We start from the raw sequence: 17806 nt of genomic DNA, 5'->3' as shown, positions 1-17806 counted from the left end.
ACACCTTATAATACTAATTATGATGAACTATCTGATTATAGCCAACATCTATTTAACCCTGTTTTACGGCTTTTATAGGTTTTTCCTAGCGAGAGAGACATTTTTTCAGTTGAATAGAATTTATTTGGTGGCGACCACCGCCTTATCGTTTATTCTGCCAATGGTTCACTTGGAGTGGTTACAGAACGCTTTTGGATCATCAACGGTTTTTGTTGCTAGATCAAGTTTAGATGCAGTAACCGTTGATATAGGAGTAAGTCGGGATACAGCTAGCCCTTTTAGAGGGATAAATATACCTCTATGGATTTACTTGTATATGGGAGGTGTACTGGCGCAAGGACTGCTGCTTATCAGGAAAACGAGACGATTAATAAAGCGATTGCAGGCAAACAATCGTGGAGACGCCTATTCTTTCATGCGTACCATTAAGGTAGATACGAAGCAGGAGGGCAGCGCGAAAGTGATGGCGCACGAGTTAGTACATGTGCAGGAGTGGCATACGCTGGACGTGCTCTTCGTTGAGTTGATTAAAATTTTCAATTGGTTTAACCCTGTAATTTATTTTTTGGCAAGTTCACTCAAGTTGACACATGAGTATATTGCTGACGAAAAAATAAATGCGAGTCACGCAGATAAAATTGCTTATGCCGAGTTGCTGATTAGCCGTACCTTTTCGGTATCATCATCCGTCTTAACGAATAATTTTTTGAATCAATCGTTTATAAAAAATAGGATTGTTATGCTTTTAAAAGACAAATCAAAAAGACCCGCATTGCTAAAATATGTTTTGGCTGTGCCATTGTTTGCTGCTATGTTAATATTTTCATCAGCAAAAGTGAGTGATAAGACCAAGCGTTTAACCGACTTTGCTCTTGGAGCTCCAGTGGGAGGTAACTTTTACAAGTTAGTTGGCAGTAATATAAGGTATTTACCAGAAGCTAAAACCAATAATGCAGAAGGAAGTGTAGAAATTGCCTTCGAAAAGAATAATAGTTCGATCGAAGCGAAGGTTCTGAATACGATAGGCTATGGACAGGAGATGGAGGTTTTGCGTGTATTGAAATTGCCAGCGGTAATGAATGAAACGCCGACAGGAAAGAATATACTTCGTGTGAGTTTTAGAATGGAATATGATGGTAAGGAAGGAAATAGTCAATCTAAGGGGAAATATTCTTCGACTAAGTTGGTGGGATATGAAAACCTAGAAGAAATTATTATTGTTGGTTACGGTTCTTCTACTAATAAAAATAAATTATTGAGTAACCAGCAAGACAGTACCTGGGAAAATATTGCTGATTTTAATGATTTAGATGTGCAGCCAACTTTTCCGGGTGGGATAAATGCCTTTTACAAGTGGATCGGAGAGAATTTTAAGTACTCTATGGAAGCGAAAGAGAAAGGTATTTCAGGGACGGTTTTAGTGTCGTATATAATAGAAAAAGACGGAAGTTTGAATAATATTAAAGTAGTTGAAGATTTGGGTTATGGAACAGGGCAAGCTGCTCTCGATTTGTTAAGTCACTCACCCAAATGGTCCCCCGGGCAGAAAAACGGGCAGGCTGTTCGAGTTATGTATAATCTTCCAATCCGATTAAATTTAGCTACTCAGAAACAAAACGAAACATCTAAGCAGAAAGCTTCAAGTCTTTAATAATCTAAACTAATAGAATGAAAAAAGCGGTATCCTCCAAAAGAGGAACCGCTTTTTTTGCTTAGTTAGTGTAAAACGGTTTTATGAATGAGCAGTTTTTTCTTTAAAGAACTTCGCATTAAAGTAATCTCTATTCATTCTCGCAATATTTGTCAACTTAATGCCCACCGGACATTCTGCTTCACAAGCCTTTGTAACGGTACAGGCACCAAAACCTTCTTTATCCATTTGCTCTACCATAGCCTGTGCTCTTTGGTAACGTTCTGCCTGTCCTTGCGGCAATAGTGCATATTGTGATATTTTCGCCGAAACAAATAACATGGCAGAGGCATTCTTACAAGCCGCGACGCATGCTCCACATCCAATACAGGTAGCTGATTCAAAAGCTTCATCCGCCTTTGGTTTGGGAATTGGAATAGCGTTTCCGTCAGGAACGCCACCGGTGTTCACGGATACATATCCACCTGCCTGTTGAATGCGGTCAAAAGCCGTACGGTCAACCGCTAAGTCCTTGATTACCGGAAAAGCCGCAGCTCTCCAAGGTTCAATGACGATAGTTTGTCCATCGTGGAAGCTGCGCATATGTAATTGACAGGTGGTTGTTCCTTGCTTAGGACCATGTGGCTGCCCGTTAATATGCAGCGAACACATGCCGCAGATACCTTCACGGCAATCGTGATCAAAATATATGGGATCTTCTCCCTTTCTTGTCAGGTCTTCGTTTACAACATCAAGCATTTCTAAAAATGACATATCCGAGGAAATACCATTTGCTTGTATTGTAACAAATTTACCTTTTGTATTTTCATTTTTTTGACGCCAAACTTTTAGCGTTAAATTCATTGTTCTTTCTTCACTCATGATGCTTTATATATTTGAGTGGTTAAATTATTTATAACTTCTTTGGGTCAACTTCACATTCTCAAATACGAGTGCTTCTTTGTGAAGTGTTTCCGGTTGATTATCACCGTTATACTGCCATGCTGCTACATAAGCGAAATTGTCATCGTCCCGCTTTGCTTCACCTTCCGGGGTAGCGCTTTCCTCGCGGAAATGGCCGCCGCAAGATTCACTGCGATTTAAGGCATCATCAACCATTAATTCGCCAAGTTCTAAGAAATCGGCTACGCGACCGGCTTTTTCCAATGACAGATTTAGCTCTTCGTTCTCTCCTAAGACGGTGACATCACTCCAAAATTCCTTTCGAAGTTCTTGAATCATTACTTTTGCTTTTTTCAACCCTTCTTCATTTCTAGCCATACCGCAGTATTCCCACATAATGTGGCCAAGCTTCTTATGAATGTCATCTACGGTTTTCGATCCCTTAAGGCTAAGAAGTTTTTTGACCTTCTCTTCTACTTCTTTCCGGGTAGTTTCAAAAGCAGGATGATTTTTGTCAACCGGAGCAAAGCTTCCCAAGCTGGTTAGGTAATCACCTACAGTATATGGAATTACAAAGTAACCATCGGCCAAACCCTGCATGAGTGCAGAAGCACCCAACCGGTTTGCTCCGTGGTCAGAGAAATTACATTCACCCAAAGCATATAGACCAGGGATACTGGTCATCAGATTATAGTCAACCCATAATCCCCCCATGGTGTAGTGTACAGCCGGATAAATACGCATAGGTTGTTTGTATGGATTTTCATCCGTAATCTGATAGTACATATCAAAGAGGTTGCCGTATTTAGCGCGTACCGTATCTTCGCCCATCCGTTGGATGGCCTCTGCAAAATCAAGAAATACCGCTAGTCCGGTTTTGCCGACGCCTCTTCCCTCATCGCACATCATTTTAGCATTTCTGGAAGCCACATCACGGGGAACCAGGTTACCGAAGGACGGATATTTCCGCTCCAAGAAGTAATCTCTATCGTCCTCTTTAATGTCCGACGGCTTTAACTGTCCTTTTCTGAGCTTCTCTGCTAATTCAACTGTTTTAGGCACCCAAACTCTACCGTCATTACGTAATGACTCGGACATCAAAGTTAACTTCGATTGGTGGTCGCCAGTTACAGGAATACAGGTCGGGTGAATCTGCGTGTAACAAGGATTCGCAAAGAAAGCACCACGTTTGTGCGCTCTCCAGGCAGCAGTTACGTTACATCCCATGGCATTTGTAGATAAGAAGAAAACGTTGCCATATCCGCCGGTACACAATAGAACCGCATGCCCTTCATGCGACTCGATTTTACCCGTTTTTAAATCACGGGTAACAATGCCTTTCGCATGTCCGTCAATCATTACCACGTCCAACATCTCATGACGAGTATAGGATTGTACTTTGCCGGCATTAATTTGGCGGTTCAGTGCAGAATAGGCGCCCAGTAAAAGTTGTTGCCCCGTTTGACCGCGAGCATAAAAAGTACGGGAAACCTGTGCTCCACCAAAAGAACGGTTGTCTAACAAGCCGCCGTATTCCCGGGCAAATGGAACGCCTTGTGCTACACATTGGTCGATTATATTGACCGAAACCTCAGCCAAGCGATATACATTGGCTTCACGGGCTCTATAATCGCCTCCTTTAATGGTATCGTAAAATAAGCGATATACACTATCGCCATCATTTTGATAATTTTTAGCAGCGTTTATACCGCCCTGTGCGGCAATGGAGTGCGCACGACGGGGGCTGTCCTGATAACAGAATGTTTTTACATTATAGCCTAGCTCGGCAAGCGATGCCGCAGCAGAAGCTCCTGCTAATCCTGTTCCAACTACAATGATGGTAAACTTACGTTTATTAGCAGGGTTAACTAACTTAAGATTGAATTTATGTTTTGACCATTTTTCGGCTAATGGGCCTTCTGGTATTTTAGAATCTAACATCATCTTTATTCTATTTTTATCACAATTCCGGCGAACCGGGAAAGTGAATTTTATTTACAAAAGAAAAAATACAATGGCATAGCAGCAAAGGCTATCGGAATAATAACGCCAAACAGCCATACTGCAAGAAAGCGCACAATCGGCACATACTTTTTATGATCGAAACCCAGTGATTGGAAGGCACTGTTAAAACCATGAATTAAGTGAAAAGATAAGGCCGCCATTGCCAGTACATAAAAAGCAACTAGAACCGGGTTTTGGAAGGCATATTCTACCTGCTTATATAAATCGCGCGCTTTCGTCACCTCTTCTCCGTTTTCAGTAAACTTTTGATAATCTGTAAAATCTGATGCATTTAGCTCCGTAACCTGTGTTTCTAGCGTATTTAAATTGGTGCGATACTCTATATAAGGCACTTCATCGTTATGGAATTTCCACCAAAAATTGGCCATGTGAGTTGCGATGAAAACCAAAAGCACGGTCCCTAAAATACCCATGTTTCTCGAATTCCAAGTACTGTTTTTATTACCCGCATAACTTGCATAACCAACAGGACGAGCTTTCTTATTATGTAAGGTCAATAATAAGGCATAGATAGCATGGATTATAATAGACGCATACAATAGATAGGACACTGCCTTAATGGGAGGAAAGTGTGTCATGAAGTAGGCATAGTCATTAAAAGCCTTGCCTGCATCATCCTTAAATAATTGGAGATTACCAATCAGGTGTACTATCAGGAATGTACATAAGAACAAACCTGTTAAGGCCATGATTAGTTTTTTCCCTAATGTGGAAGTTAATGCTTGATTAAAACTACTCATTTTGTGTGTTAATTTTATTAATGGTAGGCAAAGCTATTTATTTGATTTAATAATGACATAATAATGGCTATCTATTTACGCAATTTAGAATGGTTCTAATTTTTGACCATTTTTACACAATTTTATAACCGATTTTGTATGTCTCTTTTTGAGGCGATCCTCGGTCTTTTTTTTGAAATCAAGCTTAAACGAGTTGAAGAAGAAGGCTTTATATAATTAATTTGAAATAAACAAGTCCAGGAGGTTCGATGATTGGCAGAAGACGCTGATCCTGGATGTCGTATAACAAAAAAGGGCTCTTCTTGCGAAGAACCCTTTCTGTTTAAAGGTTATATATACTATGTTATTTTAAAGGGAATGTCGACGTATAACGAGCCCCGTCTTGCGTAACACCGCTAAGCTGAATCATGTCATTCTTGCCATATGCTAATGCGCTTTCGACATCATCCACATTATTAACCGGTTTACCATTGATCGCTGTAATGATAAATCCTTTTGGAACATTGTATTCGGCAAATAAACCGTCTCTCCTCACTTCAGATACGACAACACCCGAAGAAATGTTGAACTTCTTTTTCAATTGTGCATTTGCTGGAATGAAGCCTGCGCCTAGCTTGTTGTAAAGTTCAGCGGTACTACGGTTACTACCACTCTTGCCTTCTTTATCTGACTTAATGGAGTCATCTCCTTTCAAGGTTACAACTACTTCTTTTTCCTTTCCATCGCGTTTGTACGTCAACTTAACTTTATCACCAGGGCGTAGTCTTGCTACACGCTCTTGTAGGTCTGGACTTGAGTAGATTACATTTCCGTCAATTTTAGTGATGATATCACCTTTTTTCAAACCTGCTGCGGCACCGCCTCCATTTGGCACTACACTATTGATGTAAAGACCATTAATTTCGGCAACACCCAATTCTTTCGCTACTTCGGTATTGAGCTCTTGGAAGGTTACGCCTACATAGCCGCGTTTTACGCTTCCATATTTTACAAAGTCATCGGCAATCTTTTTAACCAGGTTAACCGGTATGGCAAAACCGTAACCGGCATAGTAGCCACTCTGCGACATAATGGCAGCATTTATACCAATTAACTCGCCGTTGGCATTTACCAGTGCACCGCCACTATTTCCTTTATTGATCACTGCATCGGTTTGAATAAACGATTCGACTGCAGAGCTCGCCGGTATATTATTCGGATCTGCGCCATTTTGCTGCCACTGCTGGTAAAGTTCTTGTCTCTGTTGATCAGCTAATATACCGATGGCGCGACCTTTCGCACTGACGATACCCGCTGTAACGGTCGATTGTAAACCTAAAGGATAGCCCACAGCTAAAACCCACTCGCCAATATTTACATTATCTGAATTACCTAATTTAACAATTGGGAGATTTGTTGCATTAACTTTGATTAATGCCAAATCAGTATTCGGGTCGCGGCCAATGATTTTGGCATCATAAACCTTTTTATTGGTAAGTTCAACGGTGATTTTATCAGCTCCTTCCACCACGTGATTATTCGTTACGATATAACCGTCATTGGAAATGATTACCCCGGAACCTGAAGCCCTTGCCGGCTGCGCTTGACGCTGACGTCCTCTCGGTGCGCCAAAAAATTCCTCAAACATATCCTGAAAAGGATCACCGCCCGATCGACCCGATTGCTCATATTCTGTTTTAATGTGAACGACTGCGGGAGTAACTGCTGCGGCCGCTTGCGTGAAATCAAGATTACCGGTTGAAGCTGCTATGTTACTTGGGTTATTCGCATAGTGAAGTTGTTGCCGCTCTTCAAACGACATTTGGCTAATTTGTTTCTTCTCCAACAATTTGTAACCTCCAACAGCCACCGCTCCACCAATAAGGGCTGTTAGTAGTGTCAATCCTATTTTCTTCATTTTCTATTTTATTTTTTAGCGGTTTGTACCATTATGCGGAGCTTGATGACTTATTACCGGGATGTTGCTTTTTTTCGTTCAAGGAAAATTCGATAAAAATTTGGACCCCTAGTAAAAGTCCTTCGCTCTCCTGTTTGTTTTAGTCAAGTCTGCAAACTTTGATTTGACTCTTTCAAAAGTAATACCATTTGGTGCTTAAAGCCAAATTTTTGGCTTGTCATTTCTGTTAAAAAATGTTAAAGAAAACTTAAAAAACAAGATTAATATGAAAAACTTACAAAGCCATTAAATATGTGGGGATTTTGCTGCTTCCTCCAGTTCTTTATACCATTCTTCTCCGTATTTCCTGATTAATGGTTCTTTCAGAAAGCTATAAACAGGAACCTTTAACTCCCTTCCATAGGAACAAGCGTCATGACAGATATGCCAACGATCATAGTTTAGGACGTCAAATTCCGGATATTTCGTAATACGAATGGGGTATAGGTGGCAGGAAATGGGCTTCTTCCAATGTATAAGACCTTTTTGATAGGCGATCTCAATCGCACATTTTGTAATACCATTTTCCCAGGTCACGTATGCACATTCCTTATTTCCGTCAACACATGGCGTTGTCAAATCACCGTCTTCATCCACCACGTGTGTTCCGGTGCTTTCAATGGTCTCAATTCCTTTAGCCGTCATAAAGGGTTTTACTTCAGGATAAATCTCCTTAAGTATAGTCAACTCGTGCTGATCGAGTGGTGCGCCCGAATCGCCTTCCACGCAACACGCTCCTTTACATCTGTTCAGATTACAGACAAATTGTTCTTTAATGATCTCCTCATTAACCAATACGTCACTAACTTCAATCATCATATCGTTAATATTGCGACAAAATGGCGTTTTTATGTCTTTTTGTCGTTACTTAGTTGTTTTCAGTGGATATTTTAAACCTTTGGCGCCGGTAAGTTCCAAGGTTACCGCTCCTATTAAAATATCTACTTGTGCCTTTACCGGTATTCGGTTATCATCATCCGTTACCCAAAGATGAAGTTTACTATCTTTTTTAAATACACGACCCGGCTCCAATGATGGGCTAAATCGCAGGCACCTAAATGTTCCCAGAGGGGTTTTTATATTTTCTTTACCTAAATAGGTAATGTAGAGATAAGCTAAAGAGTCTTTTAGAAAATAAGAGAGCTTAAATGATTCTCCCTCCTTTATATTCGATAAGTCTAGTGTTCTCGAAAAATAATAGGCAGATAGCAAATCGAATGTCTGCGATTCTTTAGCGGTAAAATTGCCACGCGTTGCCTCAATCTTCTTTTTATCTTGATAAAATCGAATCTTATCGTTTCTCCTATATTTACCTTCTTTGATATCCTCGCTAAAGAAATAAGGAAGGTATGTTTTCTGATCAATATACGAATCGTATTGGTCACGTATATTATAAAAGATACTGAATGCCTTTGAAGTCTTACCAACAGCGGTTAAATGATATGTTGGTTTTCCATCAAACGTTAGATCAGACGGTAAGACTTTTAATACACCTTCTGCTGCCGAAATAAAGCCATATTTAAGCTTATAAGTCAGCTCTTCTCCCGGTTGAAATACGCCCTTTTTTAAATAGGGTAAGACCTGCGCGGACACATGGGCTGAAAACGTAACTGAGATAATAACCGCTAGTAGTTTCTTCATCATAAATTATTTATCGCTAAGCATTAACCAACGCCTTAGACGATACTTTATGTCGTTCGTTTAAATATAGGAACCGTAGAACAAGGCTCACCGTACATAATACTTTTGGCAACTTTTGATAACTTATAAGCAAAGGTAACGAAGGCCGATTCCGGAATTTTTATGTCTCCGCAACCCTTTACTACTACTCGCTGGTCTCTGAACTGCTCTATGTCCAGATTGGATAAGGCACGCTCAAATAATATATCTTCAAAGGTTTTTTTGTCCCCGAAAAAAAGCTCATTTACATAAGGTTCCAATTTATTAGCCAGGAGCATATAGGCCCATGTAGGAACGATTGCATCTGCACTGCAAGTAATCAGCACATTTTTACCTGCGTATTTAGACCAGTCGTTTTCTTTTACAAAGGCACGAAAATCCTTTTCACGTAAAATAAGTCCCTGAAATAAATTGTCTTTTATATCGTAAACGGCTACTTCAGCTTTTGATTTGAGTGATGCTAAATCAAAGGTTAGCAGACCACTGTTTGCAACCCTGTTTACTATGTTTTCTTGAATTTCCATACCCCTCGATTAAATTACAAAATTCCTCTATTGCCACTAATGTTAGGCCGTCTTAAAATAAAAAATCCGGATAGTATGTTATAGCTATCCGGATACAAAGGTATGAATAAATAATTTTAGTAGAACCTCACGCGATTATCCTTAATGTCTGCTTTATCTAATAAAGCTTGGAAGGATTGATTGGAAGCCCGTTGTCTCAGTTGTTGTCTAACTTGTTGCTTTTGTTGATCAACTTTATCTAAGGCAGGAGGATTTACGAAGTCAGTAACCTGTACCACATATACACCTTGATTTCCTTCGATTGGCTTAGATAGCTGCTTCGGTTGTAATCCGAAAACCGTACCTACCACTTTATTCTCCTGTGCAACCCCCGGTAATATCGGGTTTGCAAAAACGATGTTTTGTTCCGCTTTCGGTGTTTTTCCAACTTTTTGTGCTATCTGGTCAATTGATTTTGCGCCTTGAAGAGCATCGTTCAACTTCTGTGCTAGCTTTGTGGCCTTTACCTTATTTAATACTGCCGGTTCGATTTCTTTCTTCACATCCTCCAAAGACAACTGTCCTTTGGGGCGAATATTAGTCAATTTAGCAATCACATATTGATTGTCAAGCTCGTAGACCTTGTCCGTTAAATCGCCTTTTTCGGCTTTGAAAGCCCACTTAATCACTTCCCTTGGTGTTTCAAGGTTAGGCAGATAGCCTTGCATGGGCGTAATGTTATCCGCATGTTCTACGGTCAAACCCGCCTTTTTGGCCTCTTCAGCAAAGTTTTGGCTATTTGCTTTTCCAAAGAAGTCGGATGCTTTGCTATAAGCTGCTCTTAACGTCTCATTGCTACTACTCACGCTTTTATCGATAATAGCTGCCTTTACCACTTTAGACATCCCTTTTTGTGCGTCTACCTTAATGATATGCACACCATATTGTGTGTTTAGAACGAATACATCACCTGGTTTTGCATCAAAAACAGCATTTTCGAAAGCAGGGATCATGCTACCTCTAGCGAATGTACCTAATTCGCCGCCATTATCTTTTGTTCCGTCCGTACCAAATTCCACTGCCAGTGCAGCAAAGTTACCTCCCTTTAGAATAAGGTTTTTGATGGAGTCTGCTTTTGCCATTGCCTTATCAACTCCGCCTTCTGTTGCAGGATTTAATAAAATATGGCGTGCGGTGACCGAATCCGGACTATTGCGTACATCCAATATTTTTGCAGACTCGTAGACACCGTTCGAATATACAGGCCCTACAGTTGAACCTTTAGCCGCGCTAAATACCAGTGAATCCAAAGCAGGGCTCAAGGTTCCTTTCTTTATGTAAGAAACGGGTCTCTTTTGCTCCGAGTTGGATACAGCAAACAACGAGTCATTGGTAGACTTGGCCAATTCTTCCGTTAGTTTAGTAATCGTTTCCTTGGCTAAAGCCGTATCTTGTGCGGTTGGTTGCGCATTAAATACAACGTAATCAAAAGAACGCGTTTCCATCTGATTCTTGAAAGCGGCCTTGTGTTCGTTGTAGTAATTTTGATAATCAGCGTCCGTTAACTTGATGTCTTTGTCGGGTATGGAGGCATAATCTAACAAAACGTAGCTAAAATTGGCAATTTTATTCCGTTGATTATAATCTTCGGTTGCTTCTAAGGAAGTTACGTAAACACTGTTTTGTACCAGGTTGTTATATTTCTGCTGTAGACGGTTATCTCTCATGGCTTCCAAAAAAGTACCCCACTGTCTACTTAGCTCGCTATTTGCAGGTTCTTTTGCAACATTGGCAAGAAATTGGTTCAATTGATTGCGATCTATTTCTCCGGTCTGTGGATTGCCGAAATTCTGCGCAATCATCGGTGATGGATTTTTACCGGTTACCATATCTTGCAACTCGTTCTTTCCTACACCCAGACCAATACGCTCGAGTTCTTTGTCGAGTAATAGCCGTCTTAAGTTTTGATTCCATGCATCTTCAACCGCATAGGATGTCATTTGTGGACTCATATTGCCCCCCATTTGCTGGCGCATATTGTTGATGCTTTGTTCCACTTGATTATTGAAATCCGTATACGATATAGATTCGCCATCTATATTACCCACCTCATTTTGATGAGATGCCCAAAACGGGGTGCCGAAGCGGATAACGTCGCCTAATAAAAATGCTACGATTGCTAAACCGATAATTACTACAATGATTATTCCCGCGCGGTTTCGCAAAAAGGTCATTAATCCCATATGCTCTTTATACTATTTTGATTGAAGGTTTTAAGTTCTTTATTATAAGTATTTAAAATAAAAATTCAACAAATTTTTAAATGAGGGCGCAAGATACAATTTTTAACAATAAAAAAAGTATTTGCGATGGAGTATTGTCATAATCCATCACCTTCTTTTAAATTGTATACTCCCCTTGCCCCGTTTATTTTCCGGTGTTCAAAATTTTCATCAGCCTCGAAGAAGTTCCCTTCCAATATACTTCCATCAGGACTGGTGATGGTCAATGGCAGTTTATTGAAGAAAATCCGTTTATCGTTATCCCAAAAAAGTTCTTCCGATTTGAAGATCGTTCCATCAGCCATGGTAACAACCACGTTATGCCTCAATTCGACCAGGTTTTTCTTTTCAAAGTATAGACCATAGTTAGAGGTGACTCTTCTCTCCTCTTTTTTGTTTTTATCATAAAAGATCAAAAGCACATCTTTTGGGAACTCGTAAAAGGGACTATCTACATTATGCTTAATCATTTTGCTGGAAATCAACTTAGCTTTTACGACCGCCGAATCACTGTAAATGACGGTAACACCATAAGAGACATCAATCGGTTCTTCAGCATTAATGTTCGCTATGCGCTCGACATCCTTCAGGTCATTTTCGCAAGAACACAGGAATAAGACAGCAAAAAACAACGAAACCATGGTTTGTTTAAAAACCATGGCTTGTCTTTTTTGGAACCTATAGATTAATTGATGAGTCACCAAATACATTTCATTTGCCCCATTCTCTTTGCTTAGTCGTATCGATACCGCTGGAACCAACGATCGTTCAACATAAAAGAAACGGTAAAATTAAAATACCTTTCCTTAACCAGGTTATTGGTTAGGGTTCCTCTTTGTCCGTATTCCGCTGTCAGGTTGATTTTGTAATAAGCTTGAATACCCGACTGTGCCCGGATGGGAAGCCCTAAGCCCAGACTAACGGCCATATCCTTTATGTCTTGCCCGTTTAGATTTAAATAGGTTTTATCATAGCGTAATCCGAAACGGTAATCAACCACGTTCCAGTAGCGAATAGAAGTAATATCAGGAGTCCATTGGCCTCCAAGGCTAGCCCCGTAACTGTCTTTGAATTTCGTTTGATCGTCCAGGACAGATCCATCTTTATAATCGGACCACTTAGCATAACGAAGATCAGCGCCTAGTAACCATTTATTAGCACGGTTAATACTGAAGCCAAAGCTATGGCGCATAGGGAGTGTTATCTTTTCTTCATTACCAAAATAAGAAGATACGGTATCCAAAACCGAATTGATCGTACCGTCAGATATATTGCTCGATATACGTGTTACAATTTCGGAAGCAGTAGAATTAAGCTTAGTGCCCAAACTGTTGGTATAGCCAAGTGTTAGGAGCGTTTTTTCATTCAAGGTGGTGTGATATTGAAGACCTAAATCGTAATTAAAGCCGTTAATATCCCGTTTATTCTCAATTCTCGAATTAGTAGCTCCTAGTTGGTTAGGATATTCGATTCCACTAATATTATTTAGTTTTCCGAACAAATACGATACATTCGCTCCCACACTGAAGTATTTGCCGATCTGTACCCCGTATCCAATATAAGCTTTACTGAGACCGCCTTCACCCGCAAAAGCTCTGTTCGCCCGTGTTGTATCTCCGGAGCCGAATGACATAGGCGAGGCATAGTTATAGCCCATATCCGAAAAGGGCATAAGGCCAAAACTAAAGGCAGAACGCTGACTTAAAGGAATGGCAAAATTAATATGATTTAAAGCAAAATTTCCGCTTGCTTCACTGTTTCCTCCTTTTTCAAGGATGGTTCTGTTCATGTAAGCTCCGATATCAAACGTTGATAGGCGAATGCTGGAATAGGCGGCCGGATTGGCTACGTTAATATTGCTATAGCCTCCTAAACTACGCACCCCTGTTGACAGTCCACCCATTGCCCTGTATTGCGGTAATTGGTCGCCCCTTAAAGCGCCTAGCCCAAATGCCGAATAAGGTGAGCTGCTGTTCGATTGTGCACTAGCGGTTGCACTAACGCATATTCCAATGATATAAAGGTATTTCTTAATGTGTAATCTCATGCGGATCTACTGTTCATGAAGCTATATATGTCAATTCAAGACTGCAAAGCTATTTATTTTTTAGTTGTGAAGTGGGGTGTTTTTGTTAAAAAAGGTTAAAACAAACAGTTTTACTTGGTTAAAAAAGTTGAAAGTATAAAATGGCAATGACTAAAATAGCGTATACGCTTTCATAAAACCAACTGGTTTTCGCGAAATTAAAATAGTAGGCCATATAAATAGAGATAGGCGGTGCGCATATTAAAAAATGATATTGCGGTGCATCGGCTTTCAAATAATAAGAGAAAATGCCGAACAGAAACATAAAAAACAGCAGTTGAAAGGATTTTCTTACATGGACAATGCTTTTATAAAAGTTTTCTCTCAGGGTATTTAAAAAGAGAATCAAAACCAGGGCCAAGGGCATTAACACCCAATAATCATAAAGCTCAATATGAAATGATGTGGGAATTGGGTTGGTTAAAGGCTTCCAGATGGCGTAAAAATCATTAATGCGATCCTTCCAAAGATAAATGATGCCCAGTAAAAAGTAGATGGTTATAAAGCCAAGCAGTCCGGCAATCCATTCGCGCCAATCAAAAGGTCTGAAAATAATGAGTGCTATCCATAAAAGCAAGAACATGAGGATGAAAGGAAAATAGAATAAGGTTCCGAGCGCAACCAACATGCCTAAATCGTATAGGGTAGATTTTACTTCCGCACGATGATAGGTTTTCAGCAATTTATCGATCATCCAGATCAATAAAAAATTACAGATGAGTGTAGGAGTTAAAGCGAGAAAGGGCAGTAAAAGACTGGCGGTTGTTACGTACATTAACGCAGGCAAAAAAGTGGGTCTACCCAGTAAATTATGATTGTCGACGATCCGATTTAATAACAGCGCTTGCGCAATGGTAATCACTAGGGTGAGGAGAATACTTGCTAAAGGCGTAAATGTTAAATCGTTTGCGTTTTTCACAAACGTCATAATAGCTTGCTCAAAAAGAATCGGATGGAACGATTCCGGCATGTGAATAAAAGCCCCTATACAAAGGAAGCAGGCGATGATTATTAAAAATAGAAGATTAGAGGGAGTAAATTTTCTAAATAAATTGATCATTACCTGTTTTGCTTTTTACCTATCTGTATAGAACTACAATATTAGTGTAATCAAAGTAAAAAGTAAAAAGTAAAAGTAAAAAGCTGTCACGTTAGAAGGATATCCGTTGAAAAAGGAGAGACAGACTTCAAGCATTGGGGATTCTTAACCTTCAGCTTTCAATAGCGCCAACAACTTGTTTACGTTCAGTTTTTCATTTAGGTCTTCACTTTCAAAAGGATCAATCTCCTCTGATGCAGTATTTGCCATTTCATCTTTGCTGTAACGGTAAATCTCCCACTTGCCTTTGTTGTATTCCAAGGCAGTCAGGTTCTCAACCCAGTCGCCGGAGTTTAAATAAGTCACCGTGCCATTTTCTGTTTCTATTTCCTTTATTTCCGGTTGGTGTATGTGGCCACAAACCACATATTGATATCCCTTTTCAATGGCTAGCTCGGCAGAGATCGTTTCGAAGTTGTTGATAAACTTAACAGCATCTTTAAAACTTGCTTTGATTTTCTTGGAAAAACTCATCTTTCCCCTGCCCATTTTAACTAAACACCAGTTTACAAAGCTGTTAAGCAAGATCAGTGAATCATAGCCAATGGCACCTAAGCGTGCTAGCCATTTTGAGTGCTGCATGGTTACATCAAAGATATCACCATGGAATATCCAGGCTTTGCCGTTTGATAACGGAAGTACCAATTTATTGCTAAGCTGCAGAGAGCCAAGATTGAAATCAGCAAATTTTCGAAGCATTTCATCGTGGTTGCCCGTCAGATAATGAACAGGGATACCTTCGGCTACAAATTTGAGCAGCTTACGGACCACCTTCATATGGCTTTCCGGCCAGTAACGTTTGCTAAATTGCCAGATATCAATGATATCGCCGTTTAATATGATTCTTTCAGGTTTAATGCTCTTGAGGTAATTTAGGAGCTCTTTAGCGTGACATCCGTAGGTCCCAAGATGAACATCTGAGATAACCACCAGCTCTATTGCACGTTTTGACATCAAAGTATAAACTTTGTATACAAAGTAACATTTATATTGTTAAGTTGCTGTTAATTAGTTGTTATATTTCGTTTGCATCGGCTCTTCGATATCAACTTTTTATGCCTGACGCTTCCAAATTCATATCCATTATTTCATTTAGCCGAAAAATTGGTTCCATAATCCGACCTTTTGGAATTGATGGCGCTGATTTGTCAAACTACTTTTGTGTTGTAAAAACAAATTAATAAGAATCATTAAGCAGCAATTTTTTTGGATAGAAAGACGCTATCAACTTCTTAGTAACAATAATGAGAAAAACTTACAATTAATTTTAAAAACATGAAAAAGGCAATTAAACTGAGTACATTTATATTAGCTGCATTAACTTTGCTTACATTTTCTGCTAAGGCGCAAGACCGCGAAGGCTTTCGTCTAAGCGTTGGACCGGAGTTTGGTTTACCGGTAGGAGATTTCGGAGATGCTTATGATTGGAGCGTGGGAGGTTCAATACAAGCTGAATACCCGATCCTGAAAAATGATTTATACGTAACCCTGAATGCAGGATTCAGTAATTTCTTTGCAAAAGATTTCAATGGCATTTCCGGCGAAGACTTACAATTGCTTCCTGTAAAAGCAGGCTTGAAATATTTTCCTGTCGGGAACTTTTATGTTCAAGGCGAAGCTGGGGTGTCTTTCTTAACAAACAAAGACGATATAGGCGCCACTAAATCTGCTACATTTGCCTATGCACCACAAGTAGGCTATCAATTCAATTTAGGTGGTAAAAGCTACTTGGATGCGGGTGTACGTTTTCAAGGTAATAGCAAATTTACAGACAATGGAAGTAGCAATAACTTCTTTGGTTTACGGATAGCTTATGGTTTCGGTTTGTAAGAACCCCTAGATGCTTAGTGATTTTTGTTTATTTTAAATTTGGCCTGTTTCCTTTTGGAAACAGGTTTTTTTTGCCTGTTTTTGACATTAAACCTATGTTAATATGATATTCAATTTACCTTGTTACGATAGGATATGCTTTGCTTTGCATGATCAAAAGGTAATATATGAGCAATTCCTTAAATAAATTAGTAATAACTGAGAAGAACGATCCTGCTTTCAACTCCGCAGTGGACAAAAACCCCCACTTTATTGTCATGCAGGCTAACCGAAATACCTTAACAAGTTTATCTAATTTTCATTTACATGAATACATGTCTCTTATTCTAAATCTTAGAGGAGAGGGAATAGTCAATATGGAAAATTATTCATTTAAGCTAGCCCCGGGGACGCTGTATCTTATTAAACTGACACCGGCAACAGTGTTTGAATCACTGACAGCCGATATCCAGAGCTATATTATTCTTTTTAAGAAGGATTTTATTATTAATGCAGTTTTTCAAGAGCCATTGATTGAAAATGTATTGGTGAATGGTTTTGATGAACCCGCTATATGCACGTTAACTAAGCCTAATTTTGCTACCATTCAGATAACTTTCAAGCGACTACATCAAGAATATCACAACAGTAAGTTGTTTCGCGATAAGATGTTGCGACTGCTGTTTATTGAACTTCTTCTGGAAACGAGTCGCGCCAGTACGCATGTTTCGGCCAAGGCACTGACTTTGCCTTCGCGGCAGCAGCAGCTGGTCAATAAATTTAAACGACTTATTGATGATCATTTCTTAACCAAAAGAACTGTTCAGGAGTACGCGGAGCACCTTTTCGTGACCGCAAAATATCTCAGTGAAGTGGTTAAAGAGTATACAGGAACAACGGCATTGTATATGATACACAGCAGGATCATGGAAGAGGCCAAATATTGGTTAACCACGTCAGACCTAAGTGTTAAAGAGATCGCCGGTAAACTTAATTTCGACACAAGCTCGCATTTTAGTCGTTTCTTTAAGCATATCGCCGGATATAATCCGACTGCGTTTCAGCAACTTTACAGTTTGCAATATGCGAGATAGCACGAGCGCAATTCGTTTC

15 protein-coding genes are annotated in these 17806 nt (G+C 39.7%); 3 read left to right on the top strand and 12 right to left on the bottom strand.

The genetic code is table 11. The features are described from left to right. Positions 1-19: 19 nt before the first annotated feature. Positions 20-1651 carry a M56 family metallopeptidase gene (locus tag E0E36_RS02250; protein WP_130854574.1) on the top strand — a complete coding sequence of 544 codons (1632 nt, stop codon included), beginning with the start codon at positions 20-22 and terminating at the stop codon, positions 1649-1651. A gap of 81 nt (positions 1652-1732) precedes the next feature. On the opposite strand, the gene E0E36_RS02245 is transcribed toward E0E36_RS02250, so the two are convergent. The 12 genes from E0E36_RS02245 to E0E36_RS02190 all read right to left on the bottom strand — a co-directional run bounded on the left by E0E36_RS02245 (position 1733) and on the right by E0E36_RS02190 (position 15838). Continuing rightward, positions 1733-2512, bottom strand: coding sequence for a succinate dehydrogenase/fumarate reductase iron-sulfur subunit (locus E0E36_RS02245; protein ID WP_013664694.1), 780 nt, complete (start codon positions 2510-2512; stop codon positions 1733-1735). Between the two features lie 27 nt (positions 2513-2539). Next, complete coding sequence (locus tag E0E36_RS02240; protein WP_013664695.1) at positions 2540-4477, bottom strand: fumarate reductase/succinate dehydrogenase flavoprotein subunit; 1938 nt, start codon at positions 4475-4477, stop codon at positions 2540-2542. A 47-nt stretch (positions 4478-4524) separates the two neighbouring features. Next, on the bottom strand, positions 4525-5298 hold the full coding sequence (locus E0E36_RS02235) for a succinate dehydrogenase cytochrome b subunit (protein ID WP_130854573.1): 774 nt from the start codon (positions 5296-5298) through the stop codon (positions 4525-4527). A 343-nt stretch (positions 5299-5641) separates the two neighbouring features. Beyond that, positions 5642-7195: a Do family serine endopeptidase gene (locus E0E36_RS02230; RefSeq protein ID WP_013664697.1), complete on the bottom strand. Its 1554-nt coding sequence runs from the start codon at positions 7193-7195 to the stop codon at positions 5642-5644. Positions 7196-7480: 285 nt separating this feature from the next. Then, positions 7481-8050 carry a DUF3109 family protein gene (locus tag E0E36_RS02225; RefSeq protein ID WP_130855138.1) on the bottom strand — a complete coding sequence of 190 codons (570 nt, stop codon included), beginning with the start codon at positions 8048-8050 and terminating at the stop codon, positions 7481-7483. Positions 8051-8098: 48 nt separating this feature from the next. Next, positions 8099-8875 (bottom strand): DUF3108 domain-containing protein, encoded by a 777-nt coding sequence (locus E0E36_RS02220; protein WP_130855137.1) that lies wholly within the window; start codon positions 8873-8875, stop codon positions 8099-8101. 47 nt (positions 8876-8922) lie between these two features. Continuing rightward, entirely contained in the window at positions 8923-9438 is a 516-nt protein-coding gene (locus E0E36_RS02215) for a DUF2480 family protein (protein ID WP_013664700.1), read from the bottom strand. Positions 9439-9554: 116 nt separating this feature from the next. Then, positions 9555-11660, bottom strand: a complete 2106-nt coding sequence (locus tag E0E36_RS02210; protein ID WP_130854572.1) for a peptidylprolyl isomerase — start codon at positions 11658-11660, stop codon at positions 9555-9557. A gap of 137 nt (positions 11661-11797) precedes the next feature. Next, positions 11798-12358 (bottom strand): LPS export ABC transporter periplasmic protein LptC, encoded by a 561-nt coding sequence (gene lptC, locus E0E36_RS02205; protein WP_165446901.1) that lies wholly within the window; start codon positions 12356-12358, stop codon positions 11798-11800. Between the two features lie 74 nt (positions 12359-12432). Continuing rightward, positions 12433-13746: a BamG family beta-barrel-assembly machinery protein gene (gene bamG, locus E0E36_RS02200; RefSeq protein WP_013664703.1), complete on the bottom strand. Its 1314-nt coding sequence runs from the start codon at positions 13744-13746 to the stop codon at positions 12433-12435. Positions 13747-13864: 118 nt separating this feature from the next. Then, a complete protein-coding gene (locus E0E36_RS02195; protein WP_013664704.1) occupies positions 13865-14845 on the bottom strand; it encodes a DUF6427 family protein in 981 nt (326 codons plus the stop codon). 144 nt (positions 14846-14989) lie between these two features. Then, a complete protein-coding gene (locus E0E36_RS02190; RefSeq protein ID WP_013664705.1) occupies positions 14990-15838 on the bottom strand; it encodes a UDP-2,3-diacylglucosamine diphosphatase in 849 nt (282 codons plus the stop codon). Positions 15839-16159: 321 nt separating this feature from the next. On the opposite strand from E0E36_RS02190, the gene E0E36_RS02185 reads away from it, so the two are divergent. After that, on the top strand, positions 16160-16714 hold the full coding sequence (locus E0E36_RS02185) for a porin family protein (RefSeq protein WP_130854570.1): 555 nt from the start codon (positions 16160-16162) through the stop codon (positions 16712-16714). A gap of 167 nt (positions 16715-16881) precedes the next feature. Beyond that, a complete protein-coding gene (locus E0E36_RS02180) occupies positions 16882-17787 on the top strand; it encodes a helix-turn-helix domain-containing protein (protein WP_013664707.1) in 906 nt (301 codons plus the stop codon). The last annotated feature ends 19 nt before the right edge of the window (positions 17788-17806 follow it).

It is taken from the genome of Olivibacter jilunii, assembly GCF_900607235.1.
GTDB lineage: Bacteria > Bacteroidota > Bacteroidia > Sphingobacteriales > Sphingobacteriaceae > Olivibacter > Olivibacter oleidegradans.
Note: the sequence above shows the minus strand (reverse complement) of the source record. Positions and strands in the feature narration are given on the sequence as shown.